Genomic DNA, 25,938 nt, shown 5'->3' with positions numbered 1-25,938 from the left:
CAGCGGGCACAGTGAGCGAAGCTGTCTGACAAGGACCGCCCAACTTTCAGGGCATAGTGGCAGGGCACCAACAAGGTGCAGGTGCGGCGTGCAAGACACCTGAAACGCCGTTTTTGACGCCCCGGACGCCCAATATTCCTTGCCCACCGTGCCTTTCAGCCCCCTGCGCCCCACCGCCATCTCCCCAACGCCGGCCCTGTGGCCGGCGTTGCTGCTTGTTGGCGTGCTCGGCCTGCAAGGCTGCAGCATGCTGCGGCCCGGGGTCGACGAGAACGAGGGCGACAGCGCATCGGGCACGGGGCCCGTCATCGCAGAGTCTTCGTCGCCATCGTTCGCTGTCGAAGTGCGCGCCCCCGATGCCGTGCGCGGGACGCTGGAGCGGCACCTGGAGCTGCAGCGCTTTCGCAACCTGCCCGACGTGAACGCCAGCGAGCTGCAGCGCCTGCTGGGCGCAGCCGACGCCAACGCGCGCGAGCTGCTGGGCACCATGGGCTACTTCGCCCCCACCATCACGGTGGAGTTGACCGAGACGCCGGACTCCAAGGCTGCGCCGCGCACCGTGGTGGTCACTGTGCAGCCCGGCCCGCAGACCCGCATTGCCAGCGCAGACATCGACTTCTCCGCCAACCCCGCGGCAAACCCCGAAGACGTGAAGGCCAGCGCGCGCCAGCAGCAGCGGGTGCAGCGTAACTGGTCGCTGTCGCCCGGCCAGGCCTTCACGCAGTCCGCATGGGACTCAGCCAAGACCGACGGCCTGCGCCAGCTGCAGGCCCGCCGCCACCCCACCGCTCGCATCGCCAACAGCCGTGCAGAGGTTGACGCCGACAAGCACGAAGCCAAGCTCAACGTCACCTACGACCCCGGCCCGGCCTATCGCTTCGGCCCCCTGCGCGTGCAGGGCAGCGAGCGTTACGACCCCGACGGTGCTCGCCGCCTGGCGCGCCTGCCCACGGGCGCGGTGTACGACGAGGCCGAGCTGCTGGACGCGCAATTGCGCCTGGCCAGCAGCGGCTACTACGATGCGGTGTTCCTCACGCTCGACACCGAAGGCACGGACCCGCAAGCCGCTCCGGTGGTGGCCCAGGTGCGCGAAGCGCCGCTGCAAAAGCTGGTATTCGGACCCGGCTTTTCGACCGACAGCGGCGCCCGCCTGTCGCTGGAGCACATCCACAACAAGCTGCCCGGCATCGGCTGGCGCGCGGTGAGCAAGCTGTCGCTGGACCGCGAGACGAAACTGGCCAGCACCGAATGGACCGCACTGCCCGACACCAACGGCTGGCGCTGGTTCGCCGGCGGCCAATTGCAGCGCGAAGACACGGGCGACTTCGACACCAACAGCGGCCGCCTGCGATCGGGCCGCAGCAAGAGCACCAAAGCCATCGACCGCAGCTACTTCCTGCAGTACGACTACGCCAACAGCCAGGGTGTAGGCGCACCGCCGTCGGGCACCGCCGTCAGCGTCAACTACGGCTGGACGGGCCGCTACTTCAACAACATGACCGCACCCACGCGCGGCCACGGCATCGCCGTGGAGCTGGGCGTGGGCACCACGCTGCGACCCGAGCGCGACCCCTTCGTGCGCACCCTGGTGCGCTGGCAGACCTTCATCCCCGCAGGCCGCGTGCAGGACGACGCCGGCCAGGGCCGCAATGCCCGCATCGCCGTGCGCGCCGAGGCTGGGGCCGTGCTGGCGCGCGACAGTGCCCAGGTGCCGGTGACGCAGCTCTTTCTGACCGGTGGCGACACCACGGTGCGGGGCTACGGCTACCGCAGCATCGGCGCCCGCACCGACAACGGCATGCTTTACGGGGGCCGCTACATGGCCGTGGGCAGCGTCGAATGGCAGCGCCCCATCGTCTACAAGGGTGAGATGACCGACTGGGAAAGCACCCTGTTCGTGGACGCAGGCGCGGTGGCCGACCGCGCAGGCGACCTGGATCCGCGCGTCGGCGTGGGCGCGGGTGTGCGCTGGCGCAGCCCGGTGGGCCCGCTGCAGGCCGACCTGGCCTACGGCGTGAAGACCAAGGAAGTGCGGGTGCACCTGCGTCTGGGGTTCAGCTTCTGATGGCAAACCAGGACCCCACGCCCGTTCCAGCCCCCGCTCCGCCACGCGCTAGGTCTTCGGATTTCAGCGCTGGCGCGTCCGGCCGCAAGAAGCCCCCACGGCGGCGCGTACGCCGCGCGCTGCGGGGCCTGGGCTGGCTGCTGGCCACCGTGGTGGCCCTGCTGTTGGCCGTGGCCGCGGCCCTGTGGTGGTGGACCGGCAGCAACAGCTCGCTGGCGGCCGCACTGGCACGCGCTGCGCAGTATTTGCCCGCCGACCAGCAACTGGAAAGCCGCGATGTCACCGGATCGCTGCGCGGTGGCGGGCACATCGGCTGGCTGCGCTGGAGCAGTCCGGCCCTGTCGGTGGAGGTGAATGACATCGCCCTGGGCTGGCAGCTCATGCCCCTGCTGCAGCGGCGGCTGGAGCTGGGCGAGGTGCACGCCGCCCGGGTGCAGATCACACCCGCCGCGGACGCACCGCGCAGCACCGAGCCACCCCAGCCGCTCACACAACTCAAGTTGCCCTTGCAGATCGGCGTGCCGTTTCGGGTGGACGAGATCCAGTGGGCAGGCACGCCGGCCGTGCAGGTGCTGGGCCTGCAGGGTACCTACCGCTACGACGGGCGCGACCACCGTCTGAAGATCGACAACGTGGAGCTGGCCCAGGGCCGCTACAGCGCCAGCGCCACGCTGCAGGCCGATGCGCCCATGGCGCTGGACGCCACGGTGGACGGCACCGTGCAGGCTGCCGTGCCCGGCGGCGGCGCTGCGCTGCAGCTGGGCGCACACGCCACGCTGCAGGGCACGCTGGCCACCGCCGCGGCGCAGCTGGAGCTCAAGGCACGCATCAGCCCGGTGGCCACCACGGCAACAGCAACAGCATCAGCAACAGCATCAGCAGCCGCCTCCGCTTCCGCGGCCGCCAACGCAACGGCAGCATCGGCACCCACCGCCCAGCCCGCCAGCAAGTCGGCGTCCAAAGCCGCCCGTACCACCAGCACCGCGCAACGCAATGCGGCAAAGCCGCCGCCCGCAGAGCCCATGCAGGCCGACCTGACGGCCACCGTCACCCCCTGGACCGCCCAGCCCCTGCAAGCCGCCACCGCAGCGCTGCGCGCCGTGGACCTGGCCGCACTCTGGCCCCAGGCACCCAGTACACAGTTGCATGGCACCGTGAGGGCCGGGCCGATGGCGGTCGACCCGTCAGCAGGTGCCACGCCGCCGCTCCCCGCACCCAACAATCCAGCCAGTATCACGCAGGGCAGTGGCGCCGCCTCTCCCACTACTGCTCCCTCATCGGCAAGCCCCACCACCGGATGGACGCTGCAAGCCGAACTGCGCAATGACCTGGCCGGCCCGTGGGACCAGCGCCGCCTGCCCCTGTCCGCGCTGCAGGCCGACGCCCGCTACGACGGCACCCGCTGGACCGTGCCCTCCGCCGTTGCCACTGCAGGCACCGGTACCGCCACGCTGCAAGGCCACTTCACCCCCGCAACCCAGGCCCTGGAAGGCCAGGCCGAGCTGCGCAACCTGCGCCCCGACCTGCTGCACACCGCCATGGCCGCTGCGCCACTGGCAGGCCGCATCAGCGCGCAGACGCAGGGCGACAAGGTGCGCTTCAACGCAGACATCCGTGCGTCAGGCCCCGCTACAGCGCCTGCACGGGCCAGCAAGGGCCGCCCTGCCCTGCTCAGCATCCAGACCCTCGCGGCGCAGGGCAACTGGCAACCCGGGGCCCAGGCCGGTGCGCAGAGCGGTGGCGGCACGGTGCAGCTGGACCGCCTGCTGGTGGATGCACTGCAGGCGCGCGCCGAAGGCACCGGCCTGCGCATCGCCCTGGCCGGCCCCGCCGTGCAGGGCCAACTCGCCATCACCGTACCGGGCGCCACGGCCCGGGCGCAAGGCAGCATCGCACCCACCACCGGCGCAGGCGACCTGCAGGTGCAATGGGCCGATGTGGATGCCACGCAGCGCTGGTTCACCAGCCTGCCGTTCGCCGGCAGCGCCGCGCAGGCCGCGCTGCAGGGTGCCACTGCCAAGGGTGCTGCGTCGGTCACCGCGCGATGGAAGGGCGGCTGGCAGACACTGGCGCGCCAACTGCAGGCCGCCCCATCCGGCGCAGCCCTGCCCGCAACCAAGGACGCCTTCGAGCTGCAGGCCACGCTGGCCACATCGCAGCTCGACCTGACGCTACCGCCCGCCAAGGAAGCCGGCAGCAGGCCCACCGCCGTGCAACTGCGCGGCGTGAAGGCCGAGCTGTCGGGCAACGTACTGCAGGCCACCCTGTCGGTGGACGGCGAAGCCCGCCTGAACGCCAACCAGGCACAGCAGATGCAGCGCGCCACCCTGCAGGCCCGACTGTCCGGTGGTCTGACCGCCCCGTCGCAATGGCGAGCGCAGATCAACGAACTGCGCCTGCAGGCGCAGGACGCGCAGCGCCCAGGCCCCTGGGCCATGCAACTGGCCGAGCCGCTGTCCGTTACCGTGAACACCACGGCCAGCACGGTCCCCGCCGCCGGCACGGCAAGCCGGCGCACCGGCAACAACAAGAACGACAACAAAGGCAGCACCGCCCCCGCACCACAGCCCGCGCCCGCACTGACCATCCAGACATCCGCAGGCCAGGCCCGCCTGACCGGCCCTCAGCCCGGCACCGTGGTGCTGCGCTGGCAGCCCGTGCGCGTCACCACAGGCCCCGCACTGCAGGTGCAGACCCAGGGCACTCTGCAGGGCCTGCCCATGGCCTGGGTGGACGCACTGGGCATTGGCAGCACACCCGCGACAGCAGGCCGCCCCAATCAGCCCCTACTCGCCCGAATGGGCCTGGCCAGCACCCTGGTGCTGGACGGGCAATGGAACCTGGACACCACCAGCGCGCTGCGTGCCAGCGCCAGCCTGCGGCGGGCCAGCGGCGACCTGCGCATCCTGGCGGGCGACCCCACCGCCGTGACCGCCGTGCAGAGCAGCGGCCAAGGCGCTGGTGCCGGCGCCACCACCGTGATCGCCACCGAGGCCACGTCCACCCCCGCCGCAGGCACACCCGCCGGTGTGCGCCAGGCCGAGGTGTCGATCGATCTGGAAGGCGACGCGCTGCGCGCACGGCTGGCCTGGGCCAGCGACCGCGCTGGCGAGATCGACGCCAGCGCCAGCACACGGCTTACACTGGCCGGTGGCAGCGCGGGCACCGACCTGGCCGCCATCACCTGGGCGGCCAACGCACCGTTGGCCGGCACACTGCGCGCCCGCCTGCCCGACGTGGGCGTGTGGTCTGCCCTGGCACCGCCCGGCTGGCGCGTGCGCGGCACGCTGGACGCCAGCGCCACCCTGTCGGGCACACGCGACGTGCCCCGCTGGGCCGGCACGCTCGGGGCGGACGAACTGGCCGTGCGCTCCGTAGTCGATGGCGTGGACCTGCAAGGCGGACGCCTGCGGGCGGCGCTGAGCGGCAACCAGCTCGACATCACCGAGTTCCGCCTGCAGGGCGGGCGCGGCAGCGGGGCCCGCATCGCGGGATTCAGCGGCAACCGCACGTCTGCGCCACAGGACGGCGGCACCCTCACCGGCACGGGCCGCATCACCTGGGGCCAGGCGGGCAATGGCATGTCCGGCATCGCCATGGCACTGCAGGCCGAAGCCAAAGCGCTGCAGGTGCTGGTGCGCGCCGACCGCCAGATCAGCGTGTCGGGCGAACTCAAGGCCCAGCTGCAGCAGGGCCAGATCAGCCTGCGCGGCAAGCTGACCACCGACCGCGCCACCATCATCCTGCCCGACGAAAGCGCGCCCAGCCTGGGCTCTGACGTGATAGTGCGCTCTGCCGCCAAGGACAAGGAAGACCAGGCCAAGGCCCAGGCCGCCGCCCGTGCCAACCAGGTGGCCGCCCAGGCCGAAACCGCCAAGCCCCCCGACATCGCCATCACCCTCAACCTGGGCCGCGACTTCGCGCTGCATGGCCACGGCATCACCACCCGCCTGACCGGCGAAGTGGACATCCGCAGCAGCGCCGTGGCCGGCGCCCCGCCGCGCGTAACCGGCGAGGTGCGCACCGAAGAAGGCCGCTACCGCGCCTGGGGCCAGATGCTGGACGTGGAGACGGGCCTCATCCGCTTCAACGGCCCGTACAACAACCCCTCGCTCGACATCCTGGCCCTGCGCCCCAACATCAGCGTGCGCGCGGGCGTGCAGGTCACTGGCAGCGCCCAGGCCCCGCGCGTGCGCCTGTATTCAGACCCTGAACTGCCCGACGCCGAAAAGCTGTCGTGGGTGGTGCTGGGCCGCAACGCCGCCGCCGGCGGCGCCGAAGCCGCCGTGCTGCAACAAGCCGCCCTCGCCCTGCTGGGCCGAGGCGGCGGCGGCAACAACACCGCCGCCAACATCGCCAACCGCGTGGGCCTGGACGAAATCGGCTTCAAGGGCCCCGGCTCCGGCGAAGACGCCACAGGCGCGGCACTCACTTTTGGCAAGCGCTTGTCCAAGGATTTGTACGTGACGTACGAACGCAGCCTGTCGGGGACGCTCGGCACGCTGTATATCTTCTACGACCTGTCGCGCCGCCTGACGCTGCGCGGGCAGACGGGGGAGAAGAGCGCGGTGGATCTGATCTATACCGTGAAGTACGACTGAGGGGGGTGGAATCAGGCCGCCAGGAACCGCGCCACGCAGCCCCTACAATGCGCGGCTGTCTCTTCGTAGTTCAATGGATAGAACGAGTGCCTCCTAAGCGCTAGATACAGGTTCGATTCCTGTCGAAGGGACCAAAAAACAACCAGTCCGCACGGGTGCAAGCTCTTGCGGGCTTTTTTGTTTCCCCCTGGGAAATCAGCTTATGCCCCTATACAAGCACTGATTGCGGCCAGACCAAGCACAGTCCTCCCATGGTTATCGCCGAAGAGCTTCGCGAGGCGCTGGCCGATTCGGGGCGCACCGCGCTGCCCATGCGGGCCAGTGTGTCACGGCTGCAGAGCAGTACGCAACCGCCCACGATGCAGCCTATGCGCGCCTGGAGGCTTGCAAGGCCTAGGCAGACTGCGAAGAGGCCCTCTCGAAGGCCATGGCGCTGCTGCGCACGTTCCCGACCCGTTGGGCTCTGATTAGCGCGTGGAGGATGTGCGCGCCTATTGCATGAAGTTTGGTCGGCGAGCGCTCAACGGCCGTGGCGCTGGGGCGGCCGGAGGCTTCGGGGCAGCCCGAGTGGAGGCGCTGGGCATGCTGGATCTTTGAGCGTCCCAATGATTCCTACCAGGCGTGCGCTTGGCGCTGAAATGCAAAAGGCCCCGGCGTTATTTCGGGGCCCTTTTTTGCGTTGGCCTGCCATCAATTACAAGCCGTCAACACTACGAAGAATAAATATCGTTATTAATATCGGCAATAGCCTTCATCGCGCGAAACCACAAGGCAGTCTTTTTTCCCTCTCAAAGCACTGCGGTTTACGGAATCACCCATACCAGGACGCACAGTCTCCATCACACCATTACGCTCAAAGCGAAGTCCATCCGATGTAATAGTGCCAACAAATTTGCCGTGCATATCTGCGTCTAAGCCCCACTGATTGTCAATCAAGAGGCTGTCGCCTTGGCGCGTAATTTTCATCACAGTGCCTTCACCGCCGCGCCAGCGGCCGATAAACGCGGATGCCGGCAAAGGAGCAGCAGAATTCACCTTAGACCCGAGTTCTTTCTCCAGCGATAAAGAACGAGATTTAGTTACCTCGACCCAGCAGCTAGCCACGGCTACAGAAGCCATCGTGCCGCCATTGCGCCCTTTGGAGACGCAGTCCCGATCACGCGATTTCAGCCATGCCCGTTGCTCGGTCAAAAGAGTTTTTCGAGCAGCTGTATTCAGGCTGGCGCGCAGCTCAGCATAGCGCTTGCTCATCTCAGCATCTGCATCGCGCAAATCATGAGCAGCGCATTGCTGCATTTCAAGAGTTGAGATGCACTGCGCCGGCCTTTGACCAGTAAACGCTGGATTATTCATAAATTGGCCTGCGGTCTGAGCCCATGCCGAGGCAGTAACGTTCAAAGCGACGAGAGCAATGCCGATAAATAAAGGTTTTTTCATTTCTGCTTTGAATATGTTAGCGGACTTCAATTTCTTTTGAAGCCATCAGAATAAGCCCCTGAGACTGACTATTAAAGTACAAGAATTTTGCTCTCACTGTAGGAGCTATGCCCATTGGCTTGATAGCTCAATTTTGGAGCGGAAGGGCAAATTTTTAAGATCGCACCGGTACAACTCGCACACCCCACCTCTGCGTATCAGCCTTCGGCGTTAAAGAACGTTCAGCATCTAGCGCTTGTACTTGTTCGGGATGGCATGGGTCATGCAATCGAAGGGCCCATCGCTGCCCGAGCCACGGATGCGCGACTCGAAGAACTGCCGCCTTGAGCCTGCGCTTTGTAGCGCCTGCGCCGTGCCTGAATCGATGCTGCAATAGTCGCAGTAGGTGCTCTTCAAACGAATGACCATGAACCGCTCTGCTTTGTCGTAGCAGATGCGGGAAACATCGCTGCTCTGGTTCACGTCGGCACACACAAGCGTATCGAGCGGGACGGGGCCGTGGTGCCACACCTGCACCGTCTCGGCTGCGGCGGCCTGGGCCATCAGCGCAAGCGCTACAAATACGAAAAGCTTCAAGATGCGCCCCCCCGACCCATCAGCCTCAGGACTGGCCCTTGCAATTGCATTCATCCTCTACTGCGCTGCAGCGTGGTTTTCCGCAGACCTTGCGATCGCGGTGCACAAGCCCTGTGCCTCCGACTTCGAAGGCGGCTGCGGGTACGGCAAGGTGTGGGCCGGGGCGCTCTCTTGGCTTGCAGCCTGTGCGGCCGTCGCCATGGCGGGTTGCATCGCTACGTTCTCGTCAGCGATGCTTCGCTTCAAATCCGCGCTGACGTTGACCGCCGCCGTTCTTGCCTGCCCGTTCATCGCATATGTGCTCTACGGGCTGTACCAAGTAGCTCCTATGGTTGTGGAGTTGCTGCGATAGGCACGGGATGTGTGGGCGCGCAGGCAAAGCGCCCGGTCCATCCAACGCCCGCGCTGCTCAAAGCTGCGGAAAATTCCATGCAGCCATGTGCCGCAACTCCTTCGCGCCGCCGTGGGTTATGCGGTCGGGCATTCTCTGGGCATGGGGGCGCGGCGGTACGCCTTGGGCGATGCGTTTGACGCCGCTGGTCTGGTCCAGGCTGGCGCACCACATCTGCCAGCGACTGCCGTCCAGGCGGTCGCGAAAGCCCCGCTCGGCCAAGTCGGCCGGTGTGGGTGGTGTGGGTGACAGGATGTCCAGATACTCCATGCGGCCGCGCACGACGCCGGTGGGCTCGTCGGTGCGCATTTCGTGGCAGTAGGCGGCGCCCCAGAGGTCTTCTCGAAAGCGCACGACATACACGTCGCCCGCGGCCAGCGGACCGGGCAATGCACGCGGGGCCTTGGGCACCCCGGTGGGCCGGGCTGCGGACTTTGCACGAGATGGTGGTGGCTGAGGTGCTGGGGCCGCAGGCTCTGCGGTGGGGCGCGGCAGGTGGCCAAAAAGGCTGTGCAGCAGGGCGTCGTTGGTGCCGTGCGCCGCTGTCCACCACGCCAGCGGGCCCGGCACTTCGACCCGCACGCTGGGCCGCTGGTCGCGCTCGCGCGCGGAGGTGAAGCGGGTCCGCAGGCCAGGCCGATCCGGGGCCTGCAGCACGCCTATAAACGCCAAAGCCTCAAGCAGCAGCCCGGCACGCCAGGGCTTGGCAGGCTGCAGCCACTTCGCGGCCTGGATGGCGGTGCGTGCCTGGCTGTAGCGAGCGATGCCGGGCAGTCTGCGCAGCAAGCCCAGCAGCTGGTGCAGCACCCAGATGTCGCGCGGCGCGGGCTGCGGCCAGCTGTCGGGCGGGCACTGGAGCGCGTCTTCCAGGGTCAGCACTGCGGCCAGCGGGCCGTCCTCGTCGCTCCAGCCCGACCCTTGCAACGCGCGGTAGTAAGCCAGCTGAGTGCGATCCTTGGCCGTTGCGGTGTGAAAGCAGATGGCGCAGCGGTCTGACCCCGGGCCCATGGGTTGGTGTGCATGTTCTGGCATGGCCCGGCCCAGCGCAACGGCGGGCAGCACGGCCTGCCACTGCAGGCCGGCCGAGCCCAGCGATGCCACGAACGCGTCGGCCGCGCGACGCAGGTCCACCTGGGCGGCCAGGCTGCGCAGCCGTTGTATGGCTTCGTCATGCGGCCACTTCGCCAGCGTGTTGGGCGTCCAGCCGGCATCGGCCAGTTGTTGGCGCTCCTGCGCGGTCACCGTATCGGGGATGCGAAAGAAGGACTGGCCGTGGCTGTCGATACCGTGGTTGGCAACGTCGTAGATGCGATGCAGCAGCGGGGCGACCAAGTCGAAGTTCATGGGTGGAAGTGGGTAGACGGGTAGGCGGTCGGGGGGTGCAACACAGATGGCTCGGCTGAGCGCGTCCAACTAAGCGGCGCACGCCGACACATCCACGGTCAGGCTGATTCCCACCTCCGTACCAGCATCTTCGGATGGCCAGTGCGACGGCCAAAGGCAGGGTCAGCGCTGCGTGATGCTAGCGGACTTGCGTGGCATGCCCGTCGCCGACAGGACCCACAGGCTTGAACGGGACCTGCAGGTCAGCAGGTCAAAACCGCTGGCGCTTAGGAGCGCGCATGAAGCTTTGACCACTGCAGCAGTCGCCCTACATCCTGGGCGGCTGGCCTACCGGGTCTGCGCTTTCATCCTCTTGCTCGCCCTGGTACGGGCTGGGTTCGGACGACTGCGGCAACTGGGGCTGTGGCGGCACCGTCAGTGGCTCCGTGCTGGGCGGCAGATCCCCCGGCGGCAGGGGGAACGTTTCGGGGACTTTGTGGATGGGGTGTTCTGCGGGGTCAGTGGCCATGGTGTGCTCCTGGGTCAAAGATTGAATTGGGCCCGGTAGCGCTGGCCTGCAGCGTAGGAGACGGGCCAAGATCCGGGTGCGCGGCCGGGAGTCTCACTGGCCCCTTCGGGCACGTAGCGCATGTGCGAAAAAAAGGCCCCGACATGGATGTCGAGGCCTTCGCCATATTGGGTGTTACGGCTGCGCTGCAGCACGGTCACTTGGTCTGGTCCTTGTTTTTCGCGCTGGCGGTTTGCTGGTTCTGGTCGGCGCTCTTGGTGCGGTTGCTGCGCCAGGTGTTGAAGTCGTCCGAGAACTTCTGGTAGCGCTCTCCGCGGAAGGCTTCGTAGTCCTTGTCGAGATTGCTGATCTGCTCGTTGCGCCACTGGTGGTAGTCGGGGTCGTGGCCCTGCTGGCTCTGGTTGCGGCCAGAGCTGAAGCGGTCGGACTCACCATAGAAACCACCGCCGGATCGGTCCTGCCGCCCGCCGTACTGGCCACCACCGTAGCCCTGCGAGAACTGATCGGCGCCGCCGTAACCACCGCCTACCTGGCGAGAGCCGCCCCAGTCATAGCCTTGCTGTTGACCACCCTGTGGATAGCGGTCCTGCTGGTACTGCTGACCGCCGCCATAGCCGCCGTAGCCGCTGTCCCCGACGCCGCGCCCGATGTTGCTGTTGCCACCGCGGTCACCCACGAAGTGGCTGCTGCCGGGGCCTGACTGCCCATAGCCGCCAAACTGTGATTCGTTGCCGCGCCCGCTGCGGTACTGGCCGGCGCTGGAGTCCCTGTCGCTGGCAAACCGGCTGGTGTCGTCCTGCGCCTGGTACTGCCGGTTGCGTTGGTCTTCATGGCTGCCATAGCCGCCGCTGCGGTATTCCTGCTGCTGGTGTTGTTGGTGCCGTCCGCTGTCGCTGTCGTAGTCGCGTGCTTGGTTGCGGTTGCGGTCTTCGTCGTCACGGTATGCCATTGCAATCTCCTCGTTTCAATGAAAACGCATGGGCCAATTCCTCATGCGAAAACCCATCTTGAAAAAACGCGCTGCCCATTTCTGTAGGCCATTCCTTACGCGTTTGTAGTGCTGTGGCTGCGATACAGATGTGCACATTCACGCCATAAACGTTGCACGCCCGCGGCGCGACGGGCGGGCACGCGAGCCTCGGTCAACGTGCATCAACGAAGCGCGCGGCCACACCACCCGCTTGCGACAACCCCATGGACACCGCGCGGGACATGACGACGATGACGATCGCCCAGATGCGCGGCGGGTCCACTTTTCCAAGGAGCCAACCATGACCAGCAAGAACACGATTTGCCTGTGGTACGAGCGAGATGCTTTGAGCGCCGCCCATTTCTACGCAGCCACCTTTCCCGACAGTTCCGTCGGCGCAGTGATGCTGGCACCGGGCGACTACCCGGACGGCCAACAGGGCGATGTGCTCACGGTGGAGTTCACTGTGGCGGGTATCCCGTGCGTCGGCCTGAACGGCGGGCCGCAGTTCAAGCACAACGAATCCTTCTCCTTCCAGATCGCGACCGACGATCAGGCCGAGACGGACCGACTGTGGAACGCTGTGGTGGGCAACGGCGGCCAGGAGAGCGAGTGCGGCTGGTGCAAGGACCGCTGGGGCGTGTCGTGGCAGATCACCCCGCGCGTGCTGACCACGGCCATGGCCGACCCCGACCGCGCAGTGGCCAAGCGGGTGTTCGAAGCGATGATGACCATGCGCAAGATCGACATCGCCACCATCGAGGCGGCATGGCGGGGCGGCGGCCCGGCATCTGCGGCTTGATGCACTGACGGATACCATCGCTGTCAAGAAAAGAGCCCGCGTCGGGCTCTTGAGGAACGGATGGCAGGGAGTGACAGCAAGTGAATCACACGGATCTGCGGGCGGCGCGCACGCAATGGTATGCAGCCTTTGTGGCGGGCGACACCGGCGTTCTGGGGCAGTTGCAGGCCGCCGATTTCTTTGTCGTCACCAGCACCGGCGTGCAAAGCCGGGCGATGCAGCTGGGCGGCATTGCAGCTGCCGTGCAATCGGGCCGCTGGTTTCCGCCCGGCAGCCGCGCGCAGGACGAGCGGCTGGTGCTGCGCACAATCTGCGATGGCGTGGTGTCGGCCCATGGCGTGGGCCGCATGGCTACACCACAGGGTGACCAGCCTGCGGTGCTGTTCACCGAGTTGTGGCTGCACACCGTAGAACACGGCTGGCAGGTGCAGCACCTGCATTACCACGACGCACCGCGCGCCAGTTAGTAATGCGCATGCGCGACCCCTGGAACCATCACTGAACTACGCGGCGGCCGGCTCGCGCAGCGCGGGCTTGCTCCGCCCGGCCGTCATGGCCGTGCCCATCGATGCCGACACGATGAGGCCGATGGCGAGCCACTGATTGAAGCTCAGGTGCTCGCCCAGCAGGCCCATGGCCAGCACGGCGGCCACGGCGGGCTCCATGCTGATCATGATGCCGAAGGCCTCCTTGGGCAGGCGCTTCAGGGCCATCATTTCCAGCGAGATGGGGATGGCGCTGGAGATAGCCGCCACGGCCAGGCCCACCAGCAGCACGGTGGGCGTGAGCAGCGTGGTGCCTGCATGCACCACGCCCACGGGCACCACCACCAGCGCAGCCACCAGCAGCCCCAGCGATACGGTATGCCCCGCGTGCAGATGGCCGGCGCGCTTGCCGAACACGATGTACAGCGCCCAGAACACGGCGGCAGCCAGCGCGTAGAAAACGCCCATCGGGTCGAGCACGCTGCCGTTCAGGCCCAGCGGCAGCAGCATGCCCAGGCCTGCCATCGCCAGGGCCACCCACACGAAGTCCACCGCGCGGCGCGACGACCAGATTGCGACCGCCAGCGGCCCCGAAAACTCGATGGCCACGGCCAGGCCGAACGGCAGCGTGCGCAGCGACATGTAGAACATCAGGTTCATGGCGCCCAGCGCGGCGCCGTAGCAGGCAATCGCCACGGCATCGGCGCGTGACAGACGCCAGCGCCAGGGGCGCCACAGCAGCAGCATCAGCACGGCCGACAGGCCCACGCGCACGGCGGTGGTGCCCTGCGCGCCCACCGCCGGAAACAGGATCTGCTTGGCCCACGATGTGCCGAACCCGAGCGCCGTGACGGAGCCCAGCACGGCCAGGAAGGGAATGAATCGTTGAAAGGGGGACGCGGTCATGGGTAAAAATATAGTTCGACCGCGGCGCGTTTTTGGCTCTGTTTCGAAGCCCTTCACGCAACTTTCGCTCACTCCCCCTGCCCTGCACCGGAAGGCTGCCGACATGCCCACCACGCCCATTTCCGCCTCCGCCATCGCGCCCCTGCCGCACCCGGGCCTGGACCGCTTCGACCTGGCCATCCTCGACATCCTGCAGACGGACAACACCACGCCGCAACGCCTGATCGCCAGGGCGGTCAATCTGTCGGCGCCCGCCGTGCAGCGGCGCATCAAGCGGCTGCAGGACAGCGGCGTGATCCGCGCCAACGTGGCCGTGATCGACCCGGTGAAGGTGGGCATGCCGCTGACCATCGTGCTCGAGATCCATCTAGAGAACGAGCGCCCCGACCGCACGGCCCCGCTGCGCGCGCGCATCGCCGCCGAAGACGCGGTGCAGCAGTGCTACAGCGTGACCGGCGAGGCGGACTACCTGCTGGTGGTCAACGTGGCGTCGATGGCGGACTACGAGGCGCTGACGCGGCGGCTGTTCGATGGGGACGACAACGTGCGGCGCTTTCGCACGTCGGTGTCGCTGGGGTGTTTGAAAGCAGGGCTCAAGGTGCCGCTGGGCTTGGGTGAGGCTGGTGCGGCCTGAGTGGCGACCCCGGCTGCGCACATCCCCCAAAGATGGACAGCTATGACTTGCCTTGGCTCAGATAGGCCGCCACCAGCGCATTCGCATGCCCATGGCCCAGGGCGTGGTCGGTTTTGAGCAGGGCCACGTACTCCATGTGCTTGCGCGGGCCCGCGGCGCGCAGTACGTCCATCCAGTGGCTGATAGGCTGGCCGTACTTGGCCTCGATGGACGGGAAATACGAGGCGGGGCCTTTCGCCGGGGTGATGTTGGTGCTTGGCTCTGTCATGGTGGGTCCTTGGTATGAAACTGGCTGGCGACAAAATGAAGACAGCCCCTGACAGGACGGTGACTCTGGGCCTGTGGGCGCGGACCATCAGCGCCGTTGTCGCCGGTAGGGCACTCGCCCGGCGCGCCCGTGAGCAAGCCGGCGCGCTGGCAGCGGTTGCCACTGCAGTGCGTCTTGCTCATCGCTGGCCGTATTGCCATCGTCGCACTGGCAGCCAGGCCTGGCAACCTCCGGTGAGCTTGCACAGCCCATCAGGGCACGGTGTAGTCCGTGCAATCGGGCGCTGGCGTATCGGGCACGTAAGCGCGGGCTTGCGGGGTGAAGCGAAACAACCGCTGGTAACTGCATCGGGGGTCGGTCACGGTCACCAGGTCGCGCTGGCGAAGTGGCCGCGCCGCCAGCGAGTCTTTGGACCGCGACACGTGCCCCGGAAACGATGTCGCCTTGCTGCGATAGCGCAGAACCGGCCACCCTGCAGCGGATGCTTGCGTCAGGACGAGGGTCGCGTCGAAGTTGTATTCATCGTGGCAGGCCCCGGCGCGCTGCTTCATGTGGCGCTCGCTGAAACACGCCCGGATCGTCGCGCTGGAGCTCTGTGGAACACGCAGAACCTCGAACGGTGATTGGTCGGGCACAAAGGCGATGAGGTGCAGGGTGGTTGCACTGGCCCCACCGCCCGAGTACATGGCGCGCTCCTCCATTTGCACACCCACAAGGAGGCCGCCCTTGAAGCGGATGAGCTTCGGCCACAGCCGGGCATAAGCGTCTGCGGATGGCAGCCCTGCTATCCGATAGAGCATGTGCGCCGGATCGCCCTGACCGCCAGGCAGCTGCAGGCTCACGTCCGTGCCATCGGCTGCGCCGTTGGGACATGCCTGGCCTTCGCAGCCGCGCTCCGATGGAGCGATTTCCACACAGAGCTTGTCTGGCGTACAACCGACCGCGGCCCACCCTTCGGATGGACTGATGGCCAGCGTGTCCGTGCGCGGTGACGCGGCGAGGGAGGGTGTCGACAACACGAGCGCCGTGGCTGCAAGGAGTATGAATATGCGCATGATCAAAAGCTTAGCGGTTCCCACCCAGCGTTGACTTGAACGCAGCTTTGCAGGCGGGTCTGCGCAACGCACGGGGGAAGGTTGGGACAGGGAAAACATGCGCCTTGGAGAGCCAACGACCTGGGTGGGAAGGCAAGGCAACAAGCTTTTTCCAGCAAGTCCTGTGTCACGCCAAACCCAACGCGTTGCGCATCTCTCGCCCCGTCAACCGCAGCCGCGGCCCCCCGAGCAACTCGCACATGCGCGCACTGAGCGGCGCCTGCCCACCCTGCTGCGCGGCCAGCCGCACCACGGCTCCGCAGATGGCATCGATCTCGGTCACACGTCCGGCCTCCAAGTCGTCCCACATGGACGAGCGCGCCTGGGCGTCGATCTGCAGCATGCGCCGGGCCAGCCGCGTGAACAGCCAGTTGGGCAGGCGCAGCACATGGGGCAGCAGGCGCGGCGACACCGCGGTGACCTTGGCCGGGGAGATACCGGCGCGCGCCATCACCACCAGTGCCTCGGACTGCAGCGCGGCAAAGACGAAGCGGCAGTCGCGGTCGAGCAGCTCTTCGCGCAGCGGCAGGTTGGACAGCGCATTCACCGGGTTGTTCAGGTTGAGCAGCAGCTTGCCCCACTGCACTGCGCGGATGTCGTACGGCAGCACGGTGGCCAGGCCCGCCGCGTTGAACAAGGGTGCGAGGCCCTCGGTCACATCGCTGCGCTGCAGTTGCAGGTGGCCCGCCGTGGCACGGTGCACGTGGGCGCCGCGCAGCACCACGTTGTACGGCACCATGCCGGCCAGCACGCGCAGCTCGGGTGCCAATGCGGTCAGGTGGGCCACGTTGTCCACGCCGTTCTGCAGCGAGATGACGGGGGTGCCGGCCGGGCACGCGGCCGCCAGTTCGCGCGCGGCGGATTCGGTGGCGCCGCTCTTGACACACAGCAGCACCACGCTCTGGGCACGCGGTACGGCGTCGGCCAGATTGGTGGCAATGCGCAGTGCCGTGGGCGGCACCAGCTGGTCCAGGCCGTCGAGGTCCGTCACGCGCAAGCCCTGCAATGCGATGGCTTCGAGCGCACGAGGACGGCCCACCAGGCACACAGAGTGGCCGTGCGCAGCCAGCCGCCCACCCACATAGCAGCCAATGGCGCCCGCACCCAAGACGATGAAGTTCATGTGACGTCGATTCCGTTGAAGCGATGTGTAAACGCGGACTGGCAAAACCGCACGCCAAAGGGCGGTCGGCGGCCGGCCACCCGCAGCCTGTGCATTGTGCGGCGACGCGGGCCTGCGGCCAGCCGCCCAGGCGACCACTGTCCCCTCCCACGGCCTTTCCCGGCACTGCCCTGCACTGCCCCCTCGGATGCCAACGCGCACCAGAAGTCCAGCTTTTTTGGCCCCTACCGCTAGATAGATAAGCGCTACCAGCTACCAAAATCATAGCACTCGCACTGAACCCGATGCCGTGCATTGCACAACGAACCGACCCGCACACCCACGCAGGCCCGCAGCCCGTGCCACAGGCTGACGGTGACCTACGCCGCCCCCGGCCACCGCACCGTGACGCGCAGCCCGCCCAGCCGCGGCGATGCATCCAGCGCCACCGTGGCGCCGTGGGCCTGCGCGATGGCCTGCACGATGGCCAGGCCCAGGCCGCTGCCCGGCGCGCCGTCGGTGGTCTCGCGCACGAAGCGCTGCATCACGCGGGCGCGGTGTTCCTCAGCAATGCCGGGGCCGCTGTCTTCCACCGTCAGTTCAACGGCCTGGCCGTCGGCCGCACGCCGGACCAGCAGGTCCACCCGGCCGCCTGCGGGCGTGTACTTGACGGCGTTGTCGAGCAGGTTGCGCGCCAGCATCCGCAGCGCTTCGGCGTTGCCAGGCACCGATGACGCGTCGGAGTCGAGCAGGCCCAGGTCGATGGACCGGGCTTGCGCCGCCGGGGCCACGTCGGCCAGCGCCAGTTGCGCCGCGGCCTGCAGGTCCACCGGCTCGGTGTGCGCGCCGGGGGCCGCAGCACCGGCCTCCTGGCGGGCCAGGGTCAACAATTGCTCCACCAGCCGCGTGGCGCGGTCGATGCCCGAGGACAGTCGCTCTACGGCGGCGGCGCGCGCAGCGTCGTCACCCGCGCGCTGCAGGCCCTGCAGTTGCAGGCGCAGCGCAGCCAGGGGGGACCGCAGCTCGTGCGCGGCATCGGCCACAAAGTGCTGCTGCGCGTCGAACGCGCGCTGCACGCGCTCGAACAGCAGGTTGAGCTCGCTCACCAGGGGCTGTACCTCGTCGGGCAACTGCGCGTCGCTGACGGGCGAGAGGTCGTCGGCCTGGCGCTGGGCCAGTTGGCGGCGCACGCGCTCCACCGGCGCGAGCGACCGGCTCACGCCCCACCACACGGCCAGCACCAAGAGCGGCGCCATGAAGGCCAGCGGCGCCAGCGTGCGCAGCGCCAGGGCGCGCGCCATGCCCCGGCGGGCCGCCATGTTCTGCGCCACCTGGATGACCTGCGAGCGCGTCTGCATCGAGAACACGCGGTAGGTGCCGCCCCGTGCCTGCACGTCGGTGAAGCCCAGCACCGCGATCTGCGGCAGCGCCGCGCCCACGGCGGATTCAAAAATGCGCAGGCCTTCGTTGGTCCACACCTGCACGATGAATTCGTGGTTCTCGTCCTCCGGGTCCAGCCCCGGGCCCAGCCCCTGCGCGTCCACCGGCAGGCCCGAACGCAGCGCCAGCGCGGTCTGCTGCATGTGGTAGTCGAACAGCGTGTCGGCCTCGGCCAGAGCACCCCGGTAGGCCAGCGCGCCCTGCACGGCGCCGGCCAGCACGATGGCGGCCAGGATGAATATCAGCAGCCGCGTACGCAGCGAGCGCGGCAGCACCGCGCGAACGGACTGCAGGGCTGAGGTGAGCTTTTCCGTCATGCCTTGGGCACCAGGTAGCCCACGCCGCGCACATTCAGCAGCACCTCGGCGCCCAGCTTCTTGCGCAGCCCGTGGATGTACACCTCGACCGCATTGCTGCTGACTTCGTCGCCCCAGCCGTAGAGCTTGTCTTCGAGCTGCTGGCGCGACAGCACCATGCCCGGGCGGGCGATCAGCGGCTCCAGCACAGCCCATTCGCGGGCCGACAGCACGACCGGCACGCCCTGTACCGTGGCCTCGCGCGTGGCAGGGTTGATGCACACGCCCTTGTGTTCGTACACCGGCTCGGCCCGGCCTGCGGCGCGGCGCAGCAAGGCGCGGATGCGGGCGAGCAGTTCATCCAGGTCATAGGGCTTGAGCACATAGTCGTCGGCACCGGCATCGAGCCCTTCGATGCGCTGCGTGACCGAGTCGCGCGCCGTGGCCACCAGCACCGGGGTGCGGTCCTTGCGCGTGCGCAGGTCGCGCAGCACCGAGAGCCCGTCGCGCTGGGGCAGGCCCAGGTCGAGCAGCACCAGGTCGTAGACCTGCGTGCGCAGGGCCGTGTCGGCCGCGGTGCCGTCACGGGCCCAGTCCACCGCGTAGTGCTCGGCGCGCAGCAGGTCCTGCACGGCTTCGCCGATCATGGTGTCGTCTTCTACGAGGAGCAATCGCATGGTGGGGCGAGCATAGCGAATGGTGGGAGTGGGGTTGCGCCCTGGCTTCGACAGGCTCAGCCCGAACGGGTGGGGTCGGGTCGGGATGAGGTGTGGAGGTTGGGGCACTCCGCCCCGTTCCTTACACCTCACCCCCATCCCCGCATCAGCCCAACCGCACGGGCACAAAGATCTTGTTGCCGTCGCGCTCGATCAGCAGCGCCACCGACTTGCCGGCCTTGGCCATCGCCGTGCGCACCTGGTCGATGTTCTTCGCCGGAGCGCCGTTGATGGCCAGCAGCACGTCGCCAGGCTGCACGCCCGCGGCGGCGGCGGGGCCGCGGGCCTGCTCGATCACCAGGCCTTCGCTCACGCCCACCTCGCGCCGTTCGTCGGCATCGAGGGGACGCAGCGACAGGCCCAGCTGCGCCTTGCCCACCGCCTCTTCGGCGCGCGCCTGCTTGCTGCCCGCCTTGTCGCTGGCGTCGCCCAGGGTGGCGGTCAGCTCCACCGGCTGGCCGCGGCGCCACACCGACAGCTTGGCCTGCTGGCCGGGCTGGGCCTGGCCCACCCAGGCGGGCAGGTCGCCGGAGGCGACGATGGCATGGCCGTCCACCTGGCGAATCACGTCGCCAGGCTGCAGGCCCGCCTTCTCGGCGGGGCTGCCCTTGCTCACGCTGGCCACCAGCGCGCCTTCGGGCTTGTCGAGCTGGAAGGATTCGGCAAACGCCTGATTCACCTCCTGCACCGCCACGCCAAGCTGCGCATGGCGCACCTTGCCGGTGGCGACGATCTGGTCCTTGATCTTGGCGGCCAGCTCGATGGGGATCGCGAACGACACGCCCTGGTAGCCGCCCGAGCGGCTGTAGATCTGCGAGTTGATGCCCACGACCTCGCCGCGCGCATTGAACAGCGGCCCGCCCGAGTTGCCGGGGTTCACCGCCACGTCGGTCTGGATGAACGGCACCAGGCTGTCGTCGGGCAGCGAGCGGCCCTTGGCGCTGACCACACCCGCGGTCACGCTGTTTTCAAAACCGAAGGGCGAGCCGATGGCCAGCACCCATTCGCCCACCTGAAGGTCGCGCGTACTGCCCAGGCGCACCACGGGCAGGTCCTTGGCGTCGATCTTGAGCACGGCCACGTCGGTCTTGGGGTCCGAGCCCAGCACCTTGGCGCGGAACTCGCGCCGGTCGGTGAGCTTGACGGTGACGTCGCTCGCGCCCTTGACCACGTGGGCGTTGGTCAGCACCAGCCCGTCGGGGCTGACAATGAAGCCCGAGCCCAGGCCGTGGGTGGGCACGTTGGGACGGCCCTGCGCACCGGCGCCGGGCATGCCGAACTGGCGGAAGAATTCGTAGAACGGATCGTTCGGGTCGATCTGCGGGCCCCGGCCCTGGCGGGCGGTGGGCTGGCTCTCGTCGTCGTCATCGTCGTCGTTGGCCATGGCAGCCTTGGTGCTGCCGGTGACGCTGATGTTGACCACCGCCGCGCCGTTTTGCGCGGTGATCTGCGCAAAGCTGGGCAGTGCACCGCCCGAGGGTGCCGCAGGGGTCTGCGCCACGATGGGGGTAGCCGGCGTGACCGCGCGGGCCTGGTGGCCGCTGATCAGCCCGGCGCCGGTGGCGCCCAGAGCGCCCGCGGCCACCAGGGCCAGGATCAGGCGGCGGGGAGTGGATGCAAGCGTGTTGCTCATGGTGTCTGCCTTTTCAATCGGGGTTGCGATGGAAGGCAGTGTGGGTAGCGACACTTAGACGAAACTTAGGCTGCGGGATGTGCATGTGGGTGCATTTGGAACATTCTTTTCCCGCCCAAGGGCCTTCGATACTGGCGCGACCCCAGGCCAGTGCCACCGTGCAAGGGCCGCCATGCTGCGTATGCGGCGCTGCGCTTGCGTGCACCGGTGGCGTCCCCCTCCCTAGCGCGAAGCGCGTAGAGAGAGGGGGAAGGCGCATAGCGCCTCAGGGGGTGCACTCTACAAAAACATGCCGCCCGAGGCCTCGATGCGCTGCGCATTCACCCAGCGCGTGGCGGGCTGCAGCAGGGCTGCGACCAGCGGACCGATGTCCTCCGCCACGCCCACGCGGCCCAGTGCCGTCTGGCCGGCGACAAAGGCGTTGAGCTGTGCGTTGTCGCGCACCGCGCCGCCGCCAAAATCCGTCTCGATGGCACCGGGGGCCACCACGTTCACGGCGATGCCGCGCGGGCCCAGTTCCTTGGCGAGGTAGCGGCTGAGCACTTCGATGGCGCCCTTCATCGCCGCATAGGCCGCGTAGCCGGGCAAGGCGAAACGGGCGAGGCCCGACGACAGGTTCAGGATGCGGCCGCCGTCGTTCATCAGCGGCAGCAGGCGCTGCGTGAGAAAGAACACGCCCTTCAGGTGCACGTTGACCAGCGCATCGAACTGCGCCTCGGTGGTCTCCGCAAACGGTGCGTGCACGCCCATGCCGGCGTTGTTGACCAGAAAGTCGATGCGCTCGCGCTGCCAGCCGGACTGCAGGGCCTGCGACAGCTGAACGGCAAAGGCCTCGAAGCTGCCGACGTTGCCCACATCCAGCGGCAGTGCCACGGCGCGGCGGCCCAGGGCCTCGATCTCGGCCACCACGGCCTGGGCTTCGGCGGCCTGCTGGCGGTAGGTCAGCACCACATCGATACCGCTCTTCGCAGCCGCCAGCGCGGCGCTGCGGCCCAGGCCCCGGCTGCCGCCGGTGATGAGAACGATGGGGGTGGAAGAAGCGGGGTTTGCGGGGGTGGTCATGGGGAGGTCCTCGGGTGGGTGGGGTGCCTGCCACGGGGTGCAGCGGGCATGGAGAGAACTTTATTGATTCCCCATGAATACATAAACCAGGCAAAATTGAATTGATTGTTCAAAAATAGATAGCCAATGAACCCCTTTGACCGCATGCAGATCTTTGCCCGCGTGGCCGAGCTGGCCAGCTTCACGCAGGCCGCGCAGGTGCTGGGCATCCCCAAGGCCAACGCCTCGCTGGCCGTGCAGCAACTGGAGGCGCAGTTGGGCACGCGCCTGCTGCACCGCACCACGCGCCGCGTGCAGTTGACGCAGGACGGGCAGGTCTACTACGAGCGCTGCAAGGACCTGCTGGCCGACGTGGAGGAGCTGCAAACCCTGTTCACCCACCCCGAGGGCGCCGACCTGCAGGGCCGGGTGCGCATCGACATGTCCACCGGCATCGCGCGCCAGCTGGTCCTGCCGCGCCTGCCCGAGCTGCTGCAGCGCCACGCCCTGCTGCAGGTGGAGCTGAGCAGCACCGACCGGCGCGTGGACCTGGTGCGCGAGGGTTTTGACTGCGTGATCCGCGTGGGTCCGGTGGCAGAGCCCGGCCTGGTGGCGCGCCCGCTGGGCGTGGTGCGCGTGGCCACCTGCGCCAGCCCCGGCTACCTGGCCAGGAAGGGCACGCCCCGCACGCTGGCCGACCTGGCACAGCACGAACTGGTGCACTACGTGAGCACACTGGGCACACGCTCGGCGGGCTTCGAGGTGCAGGACGGCGACAGCCCGCAGTTCCACCCCATGGACGGGCGCGTCACCGTGAACAGTGCCGAGGCCTACCTGGGCGCCTGCGCCGCCGGGCTGGGTCTGATCCAGGCGCCGCTGCTGGGCGTGCGCGAGCTGATCGACAAGGGCCTGCTGGTGGAGGTGCTGCAGGACCACCCTGCCCCGTCCATGCCCGTGACGCTGCTGTATGCCCACCGGCGCCACCTGCCCCAGCGCGTGCGGGTGGTGATGGACTGGCTGGCGGCGGTGGTGCAGGAGCACCTGCAGCGCGAGGCGGCCGCAGCAGCCCAGCAGGCATCGCTATCAATTCAATAGCTGACAGCGCTTGCCAGACAAGCGGCAGAGGCCTGAAAAGCTTGATAACCCATGAAGGCAGGCGGACGCATCAGCCTGTGAACCGGTAGACGATGGCCCCGCGCACCACCTCGCCCGGCTGCCACCAGCGCGCGCCGAAGCCGGGGTGGTTGGGCGCGTCGGGGTACTCCATGGGCTCCAGGCAAATGCCGTCGCCGGGCTGCCACAGCCAGGGCGTGCCGGGCGCGCCGATGGCGCTGCGCCCGCTGTCACGCATCGGGTCGGCCTTGAGGCCGTGGCCGGCATACACCTGCACGCCCGGAGCAGTGGTCCACACCTGCATTGCGCGCCCGCTGGCAGGGTCGCTGAGCAGGGCCGCGGGCCGCAGGCCCCCCGGCGTGATCGGCGAGGCCAGCGCGGGTGCTTGCAGAGCCCAGGCGGGCAGCGCGGCGCTGGTAGCGCCGCCCCAGGCCAGGTAGTGGTCCAGCCCGCCTGCGCGCGCCAGTTGCTCGTGCGGGTGCGCCACGGCATCGCCCACACGGCGGGGCGCACGAAAGTCGAACGGCGTGCCCTGCACCGGCTCCACCGTGCCGACGGGGCACACATCCGCCGCCAGCGGCACATAGTGGCTGGCGGGCACCTGCAGCACATGGCCGTGCGTGCTGCCCGCGCCGGCCAGGTTGAAGAACGCGTGGCCGGTGATGTTGACCACCGTGGGCGCATCGGCCACCTCGGCCGTCCAGGCCATGTGCAGCGCGTTGTCGGGTGCGATGGCCAGGTCCAGCGTCAGCCGCACGGTGCCGGGCACGCCGTCGTCCTGCGTGCGAAACACGTGCTGCAGGCGCAGTGCATCGGGCCGCGCCTCAGCCACCGTGAACACCTGGAACCGGCTGCCCAGCGGGCCGCCGTGGTGGTGGTGCGGACCGCTGTTGGTGGGCAGCTGCAGCGTGGTGCCATCGGGCAACTTCAGCTGTCCGTGGCGCAGCCGCCCGGCCCAGCGGCCGATGATCGCGCCCATGGAGAGTTGCCCATCCAGGTAGCCCTGCAGGCTGTCGTAGCCCAGTGCCACGTCGGCCAGGCCGCCCTGCCCGTCCGGCACCGCCACCTGCACCAGGCGGGCGCCGTAGTTGCTGACCGCCACCTGCAGCCCGCCCGCGCCGCGCAGGGTGTACAGGTCGGTGGGTTGACCGTGGAGGGTGTGCGTGAAAGCGTCGCGATGGAGGGTATGGGCCATGGGCAGCGAGTCTAGGGCTTGGCAGGGGGCGTGGCTGGCGTGGACGCAGGCGCATCGCGCGTGACCAGCCAGATGCCCGCGCACACCAGCACCAGGGCCAGCAGGTTCTTCCACTCCAGCAGCGCCTCGCCCAGGAACAGCGCCGACAGCGCCGCGCCGAAGATCGGCACCGTGAAGTTGAACACCGTGATCTGGCTCACCCGGTTGTGCTTGAGCAAGATGCTCCACAGCGAGAACGCGGCCGACGACAGCAGCGCCAGGTACACCAGCAGCGCAGCCGAGCCCCAGGTGAAGCCCGTGAGCGAGCCGCCCAGCACCCCGCCGACGGCCAGCAGCGCCGCGCCGCCAATGCCCAGTTGCCAGCCGGTCATGACCACCGAGTCCATGCGCTGCGACACCTGCTTGCCGTAGATGCTGGCCGCGGCCAGCACAAAAGCGGCGATCACCACGAAGCCTTCGCCCAGCAGCGTGAAGTCCATGTCCAGCGTGCCGCGCCCCAGGTTGACCACCATCACACCCACAAAGCCCACCAGGCAGCCCCAGAGCTTGGCGTGGCTCAGCCGGTCGTTGTGATAGACCCAGTGCGCCAGCAGCACGCTGAAGAAGGTGCCGGTGGCGTTCATGATCGAGCCCTTGACGCCCGTCGTGTAGGCCAGCCCCACGTAGAAGAACACGTACTGCAGCGTGGTCTGCGACAGGCCCAGCACCACCAGCTGGCGCGCACTGCCCGCCCCCAGGTTCACGATGGACTTGCGCTGGCTCAGCGCCCAGGCCAGCAGGATGAGCCCCGCGCCCAGAAAGCGCCAGCCGGCGAACACCAGTTGCGATGGGATGTCGTCGCGCGCAATGCCGAACCAGGCGTAGCCGGTCTTGATGGCGGGGTACGAGCTGCCCCAAAGCAGGCAACACAGCAGCGCCAGCGCCACCACGACCTTGCGGTCGGAAAATCGGGTGTGGGGCATGGGATTCGTCTTTCTCTCTAGTGACACAGCCCGTGCAAGGACGGGCTGTGGGGATGGGATTTCGGCAGATCGTGTCTCATGGATCTGTCTCGAAAAAAAACTTAAAACCCGTTCACGCTGAGCTTGTCGAAGCGCCGCGCAGGGCTTCGACAAGCTCAGCCCGACCGGGTATTTGGTGGGTTTGAAGGATGGGAGCGGACGCGGGACAGATGGGTGAGGTCCCTCACAACGTACGCTTCAAAAGACTCCTGCGAACCCTTTCAACAACCCATACCGTTCACGCCAAGCCTTTCGACGGACTCAGGACAGGCCGGTCGAAGCGCGGCGCGAGGCTTCGACAGGCTCAGCCCGAACGGTTG

The 25,938-nt window shown here is 68.0% G+C and carries 22 protein-coding genes and 1 tRNA gene; 8 read left to right on the top strand and 15 right to left on the bottom strand.

Translation table 11 applies throughout. The annotated features are described in order from the left end of the window. Positions 1-247: 247 nt before the first annotated feature. The 3 genes from ASF16_RS13065 to ASF16_RS13055 all read left to right on the top strand — a co-directional run bounded on the left by ASF16_RS13065 (position 248) and on the right by ASF16_RS13055 (position 6,800). On the top strand, positions 248-2,065 hold the full coding sequence (locus ASF16_RS13065) for an autotransporter assembly complex family protein (protein ID WP_235507396.1): 1,818 nt from the start codon (positions 248-250) through the stop codon (positions 2,063-2,065). Further along, the gene (locus ASF16_RS13060) at positions 2,065-6,666 is read left to right on the top strand and encodes a translocation/assembly module TamB domain-containing protein (RefSeq protein ID WP_056167635.1); all 4,602 of its coding nucleotides are present in this window, start codon (positions 2,065-2,067) and stop codon (positions 6,664-6,666) included. Before ASF16_RS13065 ends, ASF16_RS13060 begins: the two co-directional genes overlap by 1 nt. A 59-nt stretch (positions 6,667-6,725) precedes the next feature. Continuing rightward, positions 6,726-6,800, top strand: a tRNA-Arg gene (locus ASF16_RS13055). 598 nt (positions 6,801-7,398) lie between these two features. Here the strand turns inward: ASF16_RS13055 and ASF16_RS25490 are convergent. Together ASF16_RS25490 and ASF16_RS13050 are read right to left on the bottom strand one after the other, a co-directional pair. After that, positions 7,399-8,103, bottom strand: coding sequence for a lysozyme inhibitor LprI family protein (locus tag ASF16_RS25490; protein ID WP_082516909.1), 705 nt, complete (start codon positions 8,101-8,103; stop codon positions 7,399-7,401). A gap of 228 nt (positions 8,104-8,331) precedes the next feature. After that, complete coding sequence (locus ASF16_RS13050) at positions 8,332-8,679, bottom strand: KTSC domain-containing protein (protein ID WP_235507366.1); 348 nt, start codon at positions 8,677-8,679, stop codon at positions 8,332-8,334. A 1-nt stretch (position 8,680) separates the two neighbouring features. Between ASF16_RS13050 and ASF16_RS13045 the strand changes: the two genes are divergently transcribed. Then, positions 8,681-9,031 carry a hypothetical protein gene (locus tag ASF16_RS13045; protein WP_056167631.1) on the top strand — a complete coding sequence of 117 codons (351 nt, stop codon included), beginning with the start codon at positions 8,681-8,683 and terminating at the stop codon, positions 9,029-9,031. A gap of 57 nt (positions 9,032-9,088) precedes the next feature. On the opposite strand, the gene ASF16_RS13040 is transcribed toward ASF16_RS13045, so the two are convergent. The 3 genes from ASF16_RS13040 to ASF16_RS13030 form a co-directional block, all read right to left on the bottom strand. Then, complete coding sequence (locus tag ASF16_RS13040) at positions 9,089-10,414, bottom strand: hypothetical protein (protein WP_200926900.1); 1,326 nt, start codon at positions 10,412-10,414, stop codon at positions 9,089-9,091. A gap of 307 nt (positions 10,415-10,721) precedes the next feature. Further along, positions 10,722-10,922: a hypothetical protein gene (locus ASF16_RS26175; RefSeq protein WP_156372066.1), complete on the bottom strand. Its 201-nt coding sequence runs from the start codon at positions 10,920-10,922 to the stop codon at positions 10,722-10,724. Positions 10,923-11,118: 196 nt separating this feature from the next. Continuing rightward, positions 11,119-11,871, bottom strand: a complete 753-nt coding sequence (locus tag ASF16_RS13030; RefSeq protein ID WP_056167624.1) for a hypothetical protein — start codon at positions 11,869-11,871, stop codon at positions 11,119-11,121. 322 nt (positions 11,872-12,193) lie between these two features. Between ASF16_RS13030 and ASF16_RS13025 the strand changes: the two genes are divergently transcribed. Both ASF16_RS13025 and ASF16_RS13020 read left to right on the top strand, forming a co-directional pair. Continuing rightward, positions 12,194-12,694 (top strand): VOC family protein, encoded by a 501-nt coding sequence (locus ASF16_RS13025; protein WP_056167621.1) that lies wholly within the window; start codon positions 12,194-12,196, stop codon positions 12,692-12,694. A gap of 80 nt (positions 12,695-12,774) precedes the next feature. Then, a complete protein-coding gene (locus ASF16_RS13020; RefSeq protein ID WP_056167618.1) occupies positions 12,775-13,161 on the top strand; it encodes a nuclear transport factor 2 family protein in 387 nt (128 codons plus the stop codon). Positions 13,162-13,197: 36 nt separating this feature from the next. On the opposite strand, the gene ASF16_RS13015 is transcribed toward ASF16_RS13020, so the two are convergent. Continuing rightward, positions 13,198-14,085, bottom strand: coding sequence for an EamA family transporter (locus ASF16_RS13015; protein ID WP_056167616.1), 888 nt, complete (start codon positions 14,083-14,085; stop codon positions 13,198-13,200). A gap of 103 nt (positions 14,086-14,188) precedes the next feature. On the opposite strand from ASF16_RS13015, the gene ASF16_RS13010 reads away from it, so the two are divergent. Then, on the top strand, positions 14,189-14,719 hold the full coding sequence (locus ASF16_RS13010; RefSeq protein WP_369817150.1) for an Lrp/AsnC family transcriptional regulator: 531 nt from the start codon (positions 14,189-14,191) through the stop codon (positions 14,717-14,719). 40 nt (positions 14,720-14,759) lie between these two features. Here the strand turns inward: ASF16_RS13010 and ASF16_RS13005 are convergent, their stop codons facing one another. From ASF16_RS13005 to ASF16_RS12975, 7 genes are all read right to left on the bottom strand, one after another. Then, positions 14,760-14,987, bottom strand: a complete 228-nt coding sequence (locus ASF16_RS13005) for a DUF4287 domain-containing protein (RefSeq protein ID WP_056167614.1) — start codon at positions 14,985-14,987, stop codon at positions 14,760-14,762. Between the two features lie 251 nt (positions 14,988-15,238). Next, a complete protein-coding gene (locus tag ASF16_RS13000) occupies positions 15,239-16,042 on the bottom strand; it encodes a hypothetical protein (RefSeq protein ID WP_056167610.1) in 804 nt (267 codons plus the stop codon). A 166-nt stretch (positions 16,043-16,208) separates the two neighbouring features. Continuing rightward, positions 16,209-17,204 (bottom strand): 2-dehydropantoate 2-reductase, encoded by a 996-nt coding sequence (locus ASF16_RS12995; RefSeq protein ID WP_056167607.1) that lies wholly within the window; start codon positions 17,202-17,204, stop codon positions 16,209-16,211. Positions 17,205-17,563: 359 nt separating this feature from the next. Continuing rightward, positions 17,564-18,940: an ATP-binding protein gene (locus tag ASF16_RS12990; RefSeq protein WP_056167605.1), complete on the bottom strand. Its 1,377-nt coding sequence runs from the start codon at positions 18,938-18,940 to the stop codon at positions 17,564-17,566. After that, positions 18,937-19,596, bottom strand: a complete 660-nt coding sequence (locus tag ASF16_RS12985) for a response regulator transcription factor (protein ID WP_056167600.1) — start codon at positions 19,594-19,596, stop codon at positions 18,937-18,939. The genes ASF16_RS12990 and ASF16_RS12985 overlap by 4 nt, the downstream gene beginning before the upstream one ends. A 145-nt stretch (positions 19,597-19,741) precedes the next feature. Next, positions 19,742-21,268 carry a DegQ family serine endoprotease gene (locus ASF16_RS12980; protein WP_056167598.1) on the bottom strand — a complete coding sequence of 509 codons (1,527 nt, stop codon included), beginning with the start codon at positions 21,266-21,268 and terminating at the stop codon, positions 19,742-19,744. Positions 21,269-21,547: 279 nt separating this feature from the next. Continuing rightward, positions 21,548-22,330: an SDR family NAD(P)-dependent oxidoreductase gene (locus ASF16_RS12975; protein WP_056167595.1), complete on the bottom strand. Its 783-nt coding sequence runs from the start codon at positions 22,328-22,330 to the stop codon at positions 21,548-21,550. A 126-nt stretch (positions 22,331-22,456) separates the two neighbouring features. Here ASF16_RS12975 and ASF16_RS12970 point away from each other — a divergent pair, with 126 nt between their 5' ends. Then, positions 22,457-23,404, top strand: coding sequence for a LysR family transcriptional regulator (locus ASF16_RS12970; RefSeq protein WP_056167592.1), 948 nt, complete (start codon positions 22,457-22,459; stop codon positions 23,402-23,404). A 70-nt stretch (positions 23,405-23,474) separates the two neighbouring features. Here ASF16_RS12970 and ASF16_RS12965 read toward each other — a convergent pair whose 3' ends face one another. Next, positions 23,475-24,617, bottom strand: coding sequence for an aldose epimerase family protein (locus tag ASF16_RS12965; protein WP_056167589.1), 1,143 nt, complete (start codon positions 24,615-24,617; stop codon positions 23,475-23,477). An 11-nt stretch (positions 24,618-24,628) separates the two neighbouring features. Further along, positions 24,629-25,579, bottom strand: coding sequence for a DMT family transporter (locus tag ASF16_RS12960; RefSeq protein ID WP_056167587.1), 951 nt, complete (start codon positions 25,577-25,579; stop codon positions 24,629-24,631). Positions 25,580-25,938 lie beyond the last annotated feature (359 nt).

It is taken from the genome of Acidovorax sp. Leaf78 (genome assembly GCF_001422735.1).
Taxonomy (GTDB): Bacteria; Pseudomonadota; Gammaproteobacteria; order Burkholderiales; family Burkholderiaceae_C; genus Acidovorax.
This window is presented reverse-complemented; position numbering and strand designations above follow the sequence as displayed.

Coding starts and splice junctions, on each gene's coding strand:
- ASF16_RS12980 (WP_056167598.1), bottom strand. CDS start 21,268: ATGAGCAACACGCTTGCATCCACTCCCCGCCGCCTGATCCTGGCCCTG.
- ASF16_RS12975 (WP_056167595.1), bottom strand. CDS start 22,330: ATGACCACCCCCGCAAACCCCGCTTCTTCCACCCCCATCGTTCTCATC.
- ASF16_RS13015 (WP_056167616.1), bottom strand. CDS start 14,085: ATGACCGCGTCCCCCTTTCAACGATTCATTCCCTTCCTGGCCGTGCTG.
- ASF16_RS25490 (WP_082516909.1), bottom strand. CDS start 8,103: ATGAAAAAACCTTTATTTATCGGCATTGCTCTCGTCGCTTTGAACGTT.
- ASF16_RS26175 (WP_156372066.1), bottom strand. CDS start 10,922: ATGGCCACTGACCCCGCAGAACACCCCATCCACAAAGTCCCCGAAACG.
- ASF16_RS13045 (WP_056167631.1), top strand. CDS start 8,681: ATGCGCCCCCCCGACCCATCAGCCTCAGGACTGGCCCTTGCAATTGCA.
- ASF16_RS13010 (WP_369817150.1), top strand. CDS start 14,189: ATGCCCACCACGCCCATTTCCGCCTCCGCCATCGCGCCCCTGCCGCAC.
- ASF16_RS13030 (WP_056167624.1), bottom strand. CDS start 11,871: ATGGCATACCGTGACGACGAAGACCGCAACCGCAACCAAGCACGCGAC.
- ASF16_RS12960 (WP_056167587.1), bottom strand. CDS start 25,579: ATGCCCCACACCCGATTTTCCGACCGCAAGGTCGTGGTGGCGCTGGCG.
- ASF16_RS12970 (WP_056167592.1), top strand. CDS start 22,457: ATGAACCCCTTTGACCGCATGCAGATCTTTGCCCGCGTGGCCGAGCTG.
- ASF16_RS13005 (WP_056167614.1), bottom strand. CDS start 14,987: ATGACAGAGCCAAGCACCAACATCACCCCGGCGAAAGGCCCCGCCTCG.
- ASF16_RS13060 (WP_056167635.1), top strand. CDS start 2,065: ATGGCAAACCAGGACCCCACGCCCGTTCCAGCCCCCGCTCCGCCACGC.
- ASF16_RS13040 (WP_200926900.1), bottom strand. CDS start 10,414: ATGAACTTCGACTTGGTCGCCCCGCTGCTGCATCGCATCTACGACGTT.
- ASF16_RS13025 (WP_056167621.1), top strand. CDS start 12,194: ATGACCAGCAAGAACACGATTTGCCTGTGGTACGAGCGAGATGCTTTG.
- ASF16_RS12965 (WP_056167589.1), bottom strand. CDS start 24,617: ATGGCCCATACCCTCCATCGCGACGCTTTCACGCACACCCTCCACGGT.
- ASF16_RS12995 (WP_056167607.1), bottom strand. CDS start 17,204: ATGAACTTCATCGTCTTGGGTGCGGGCGCCATTGGCTGCTATGTGGGT.
- ASF16_RS12990 (WP_056167605.1), bottom strand. CDS start 18,940: ATGACGGAAAAGCTCACCTCAGCCCTGCAGTCCGTTCGCGCGGTGCTG.
- ASF16_RS13065 (WP_235507396.1), top strand. CDS start 248: ATGCTGCGGCCCGGGGTCGACGAGAACGAGGGCGACAGCGCATCGGGC.
- ASF16_RS12985 (WP_056167600.1), bottom strand. CDS start 19,596: ATGCGATTGCTCCTCGTAGAAGACGACACCATGATCGGCGAAGCCGTG.
- ASF16_RS13000 (WP_056167610.1), bottom strand. CDS start 16,042: ATGCGCATATTCATACTCCTTGCAGCCACGGCGCTCGTGTTGTCGACA.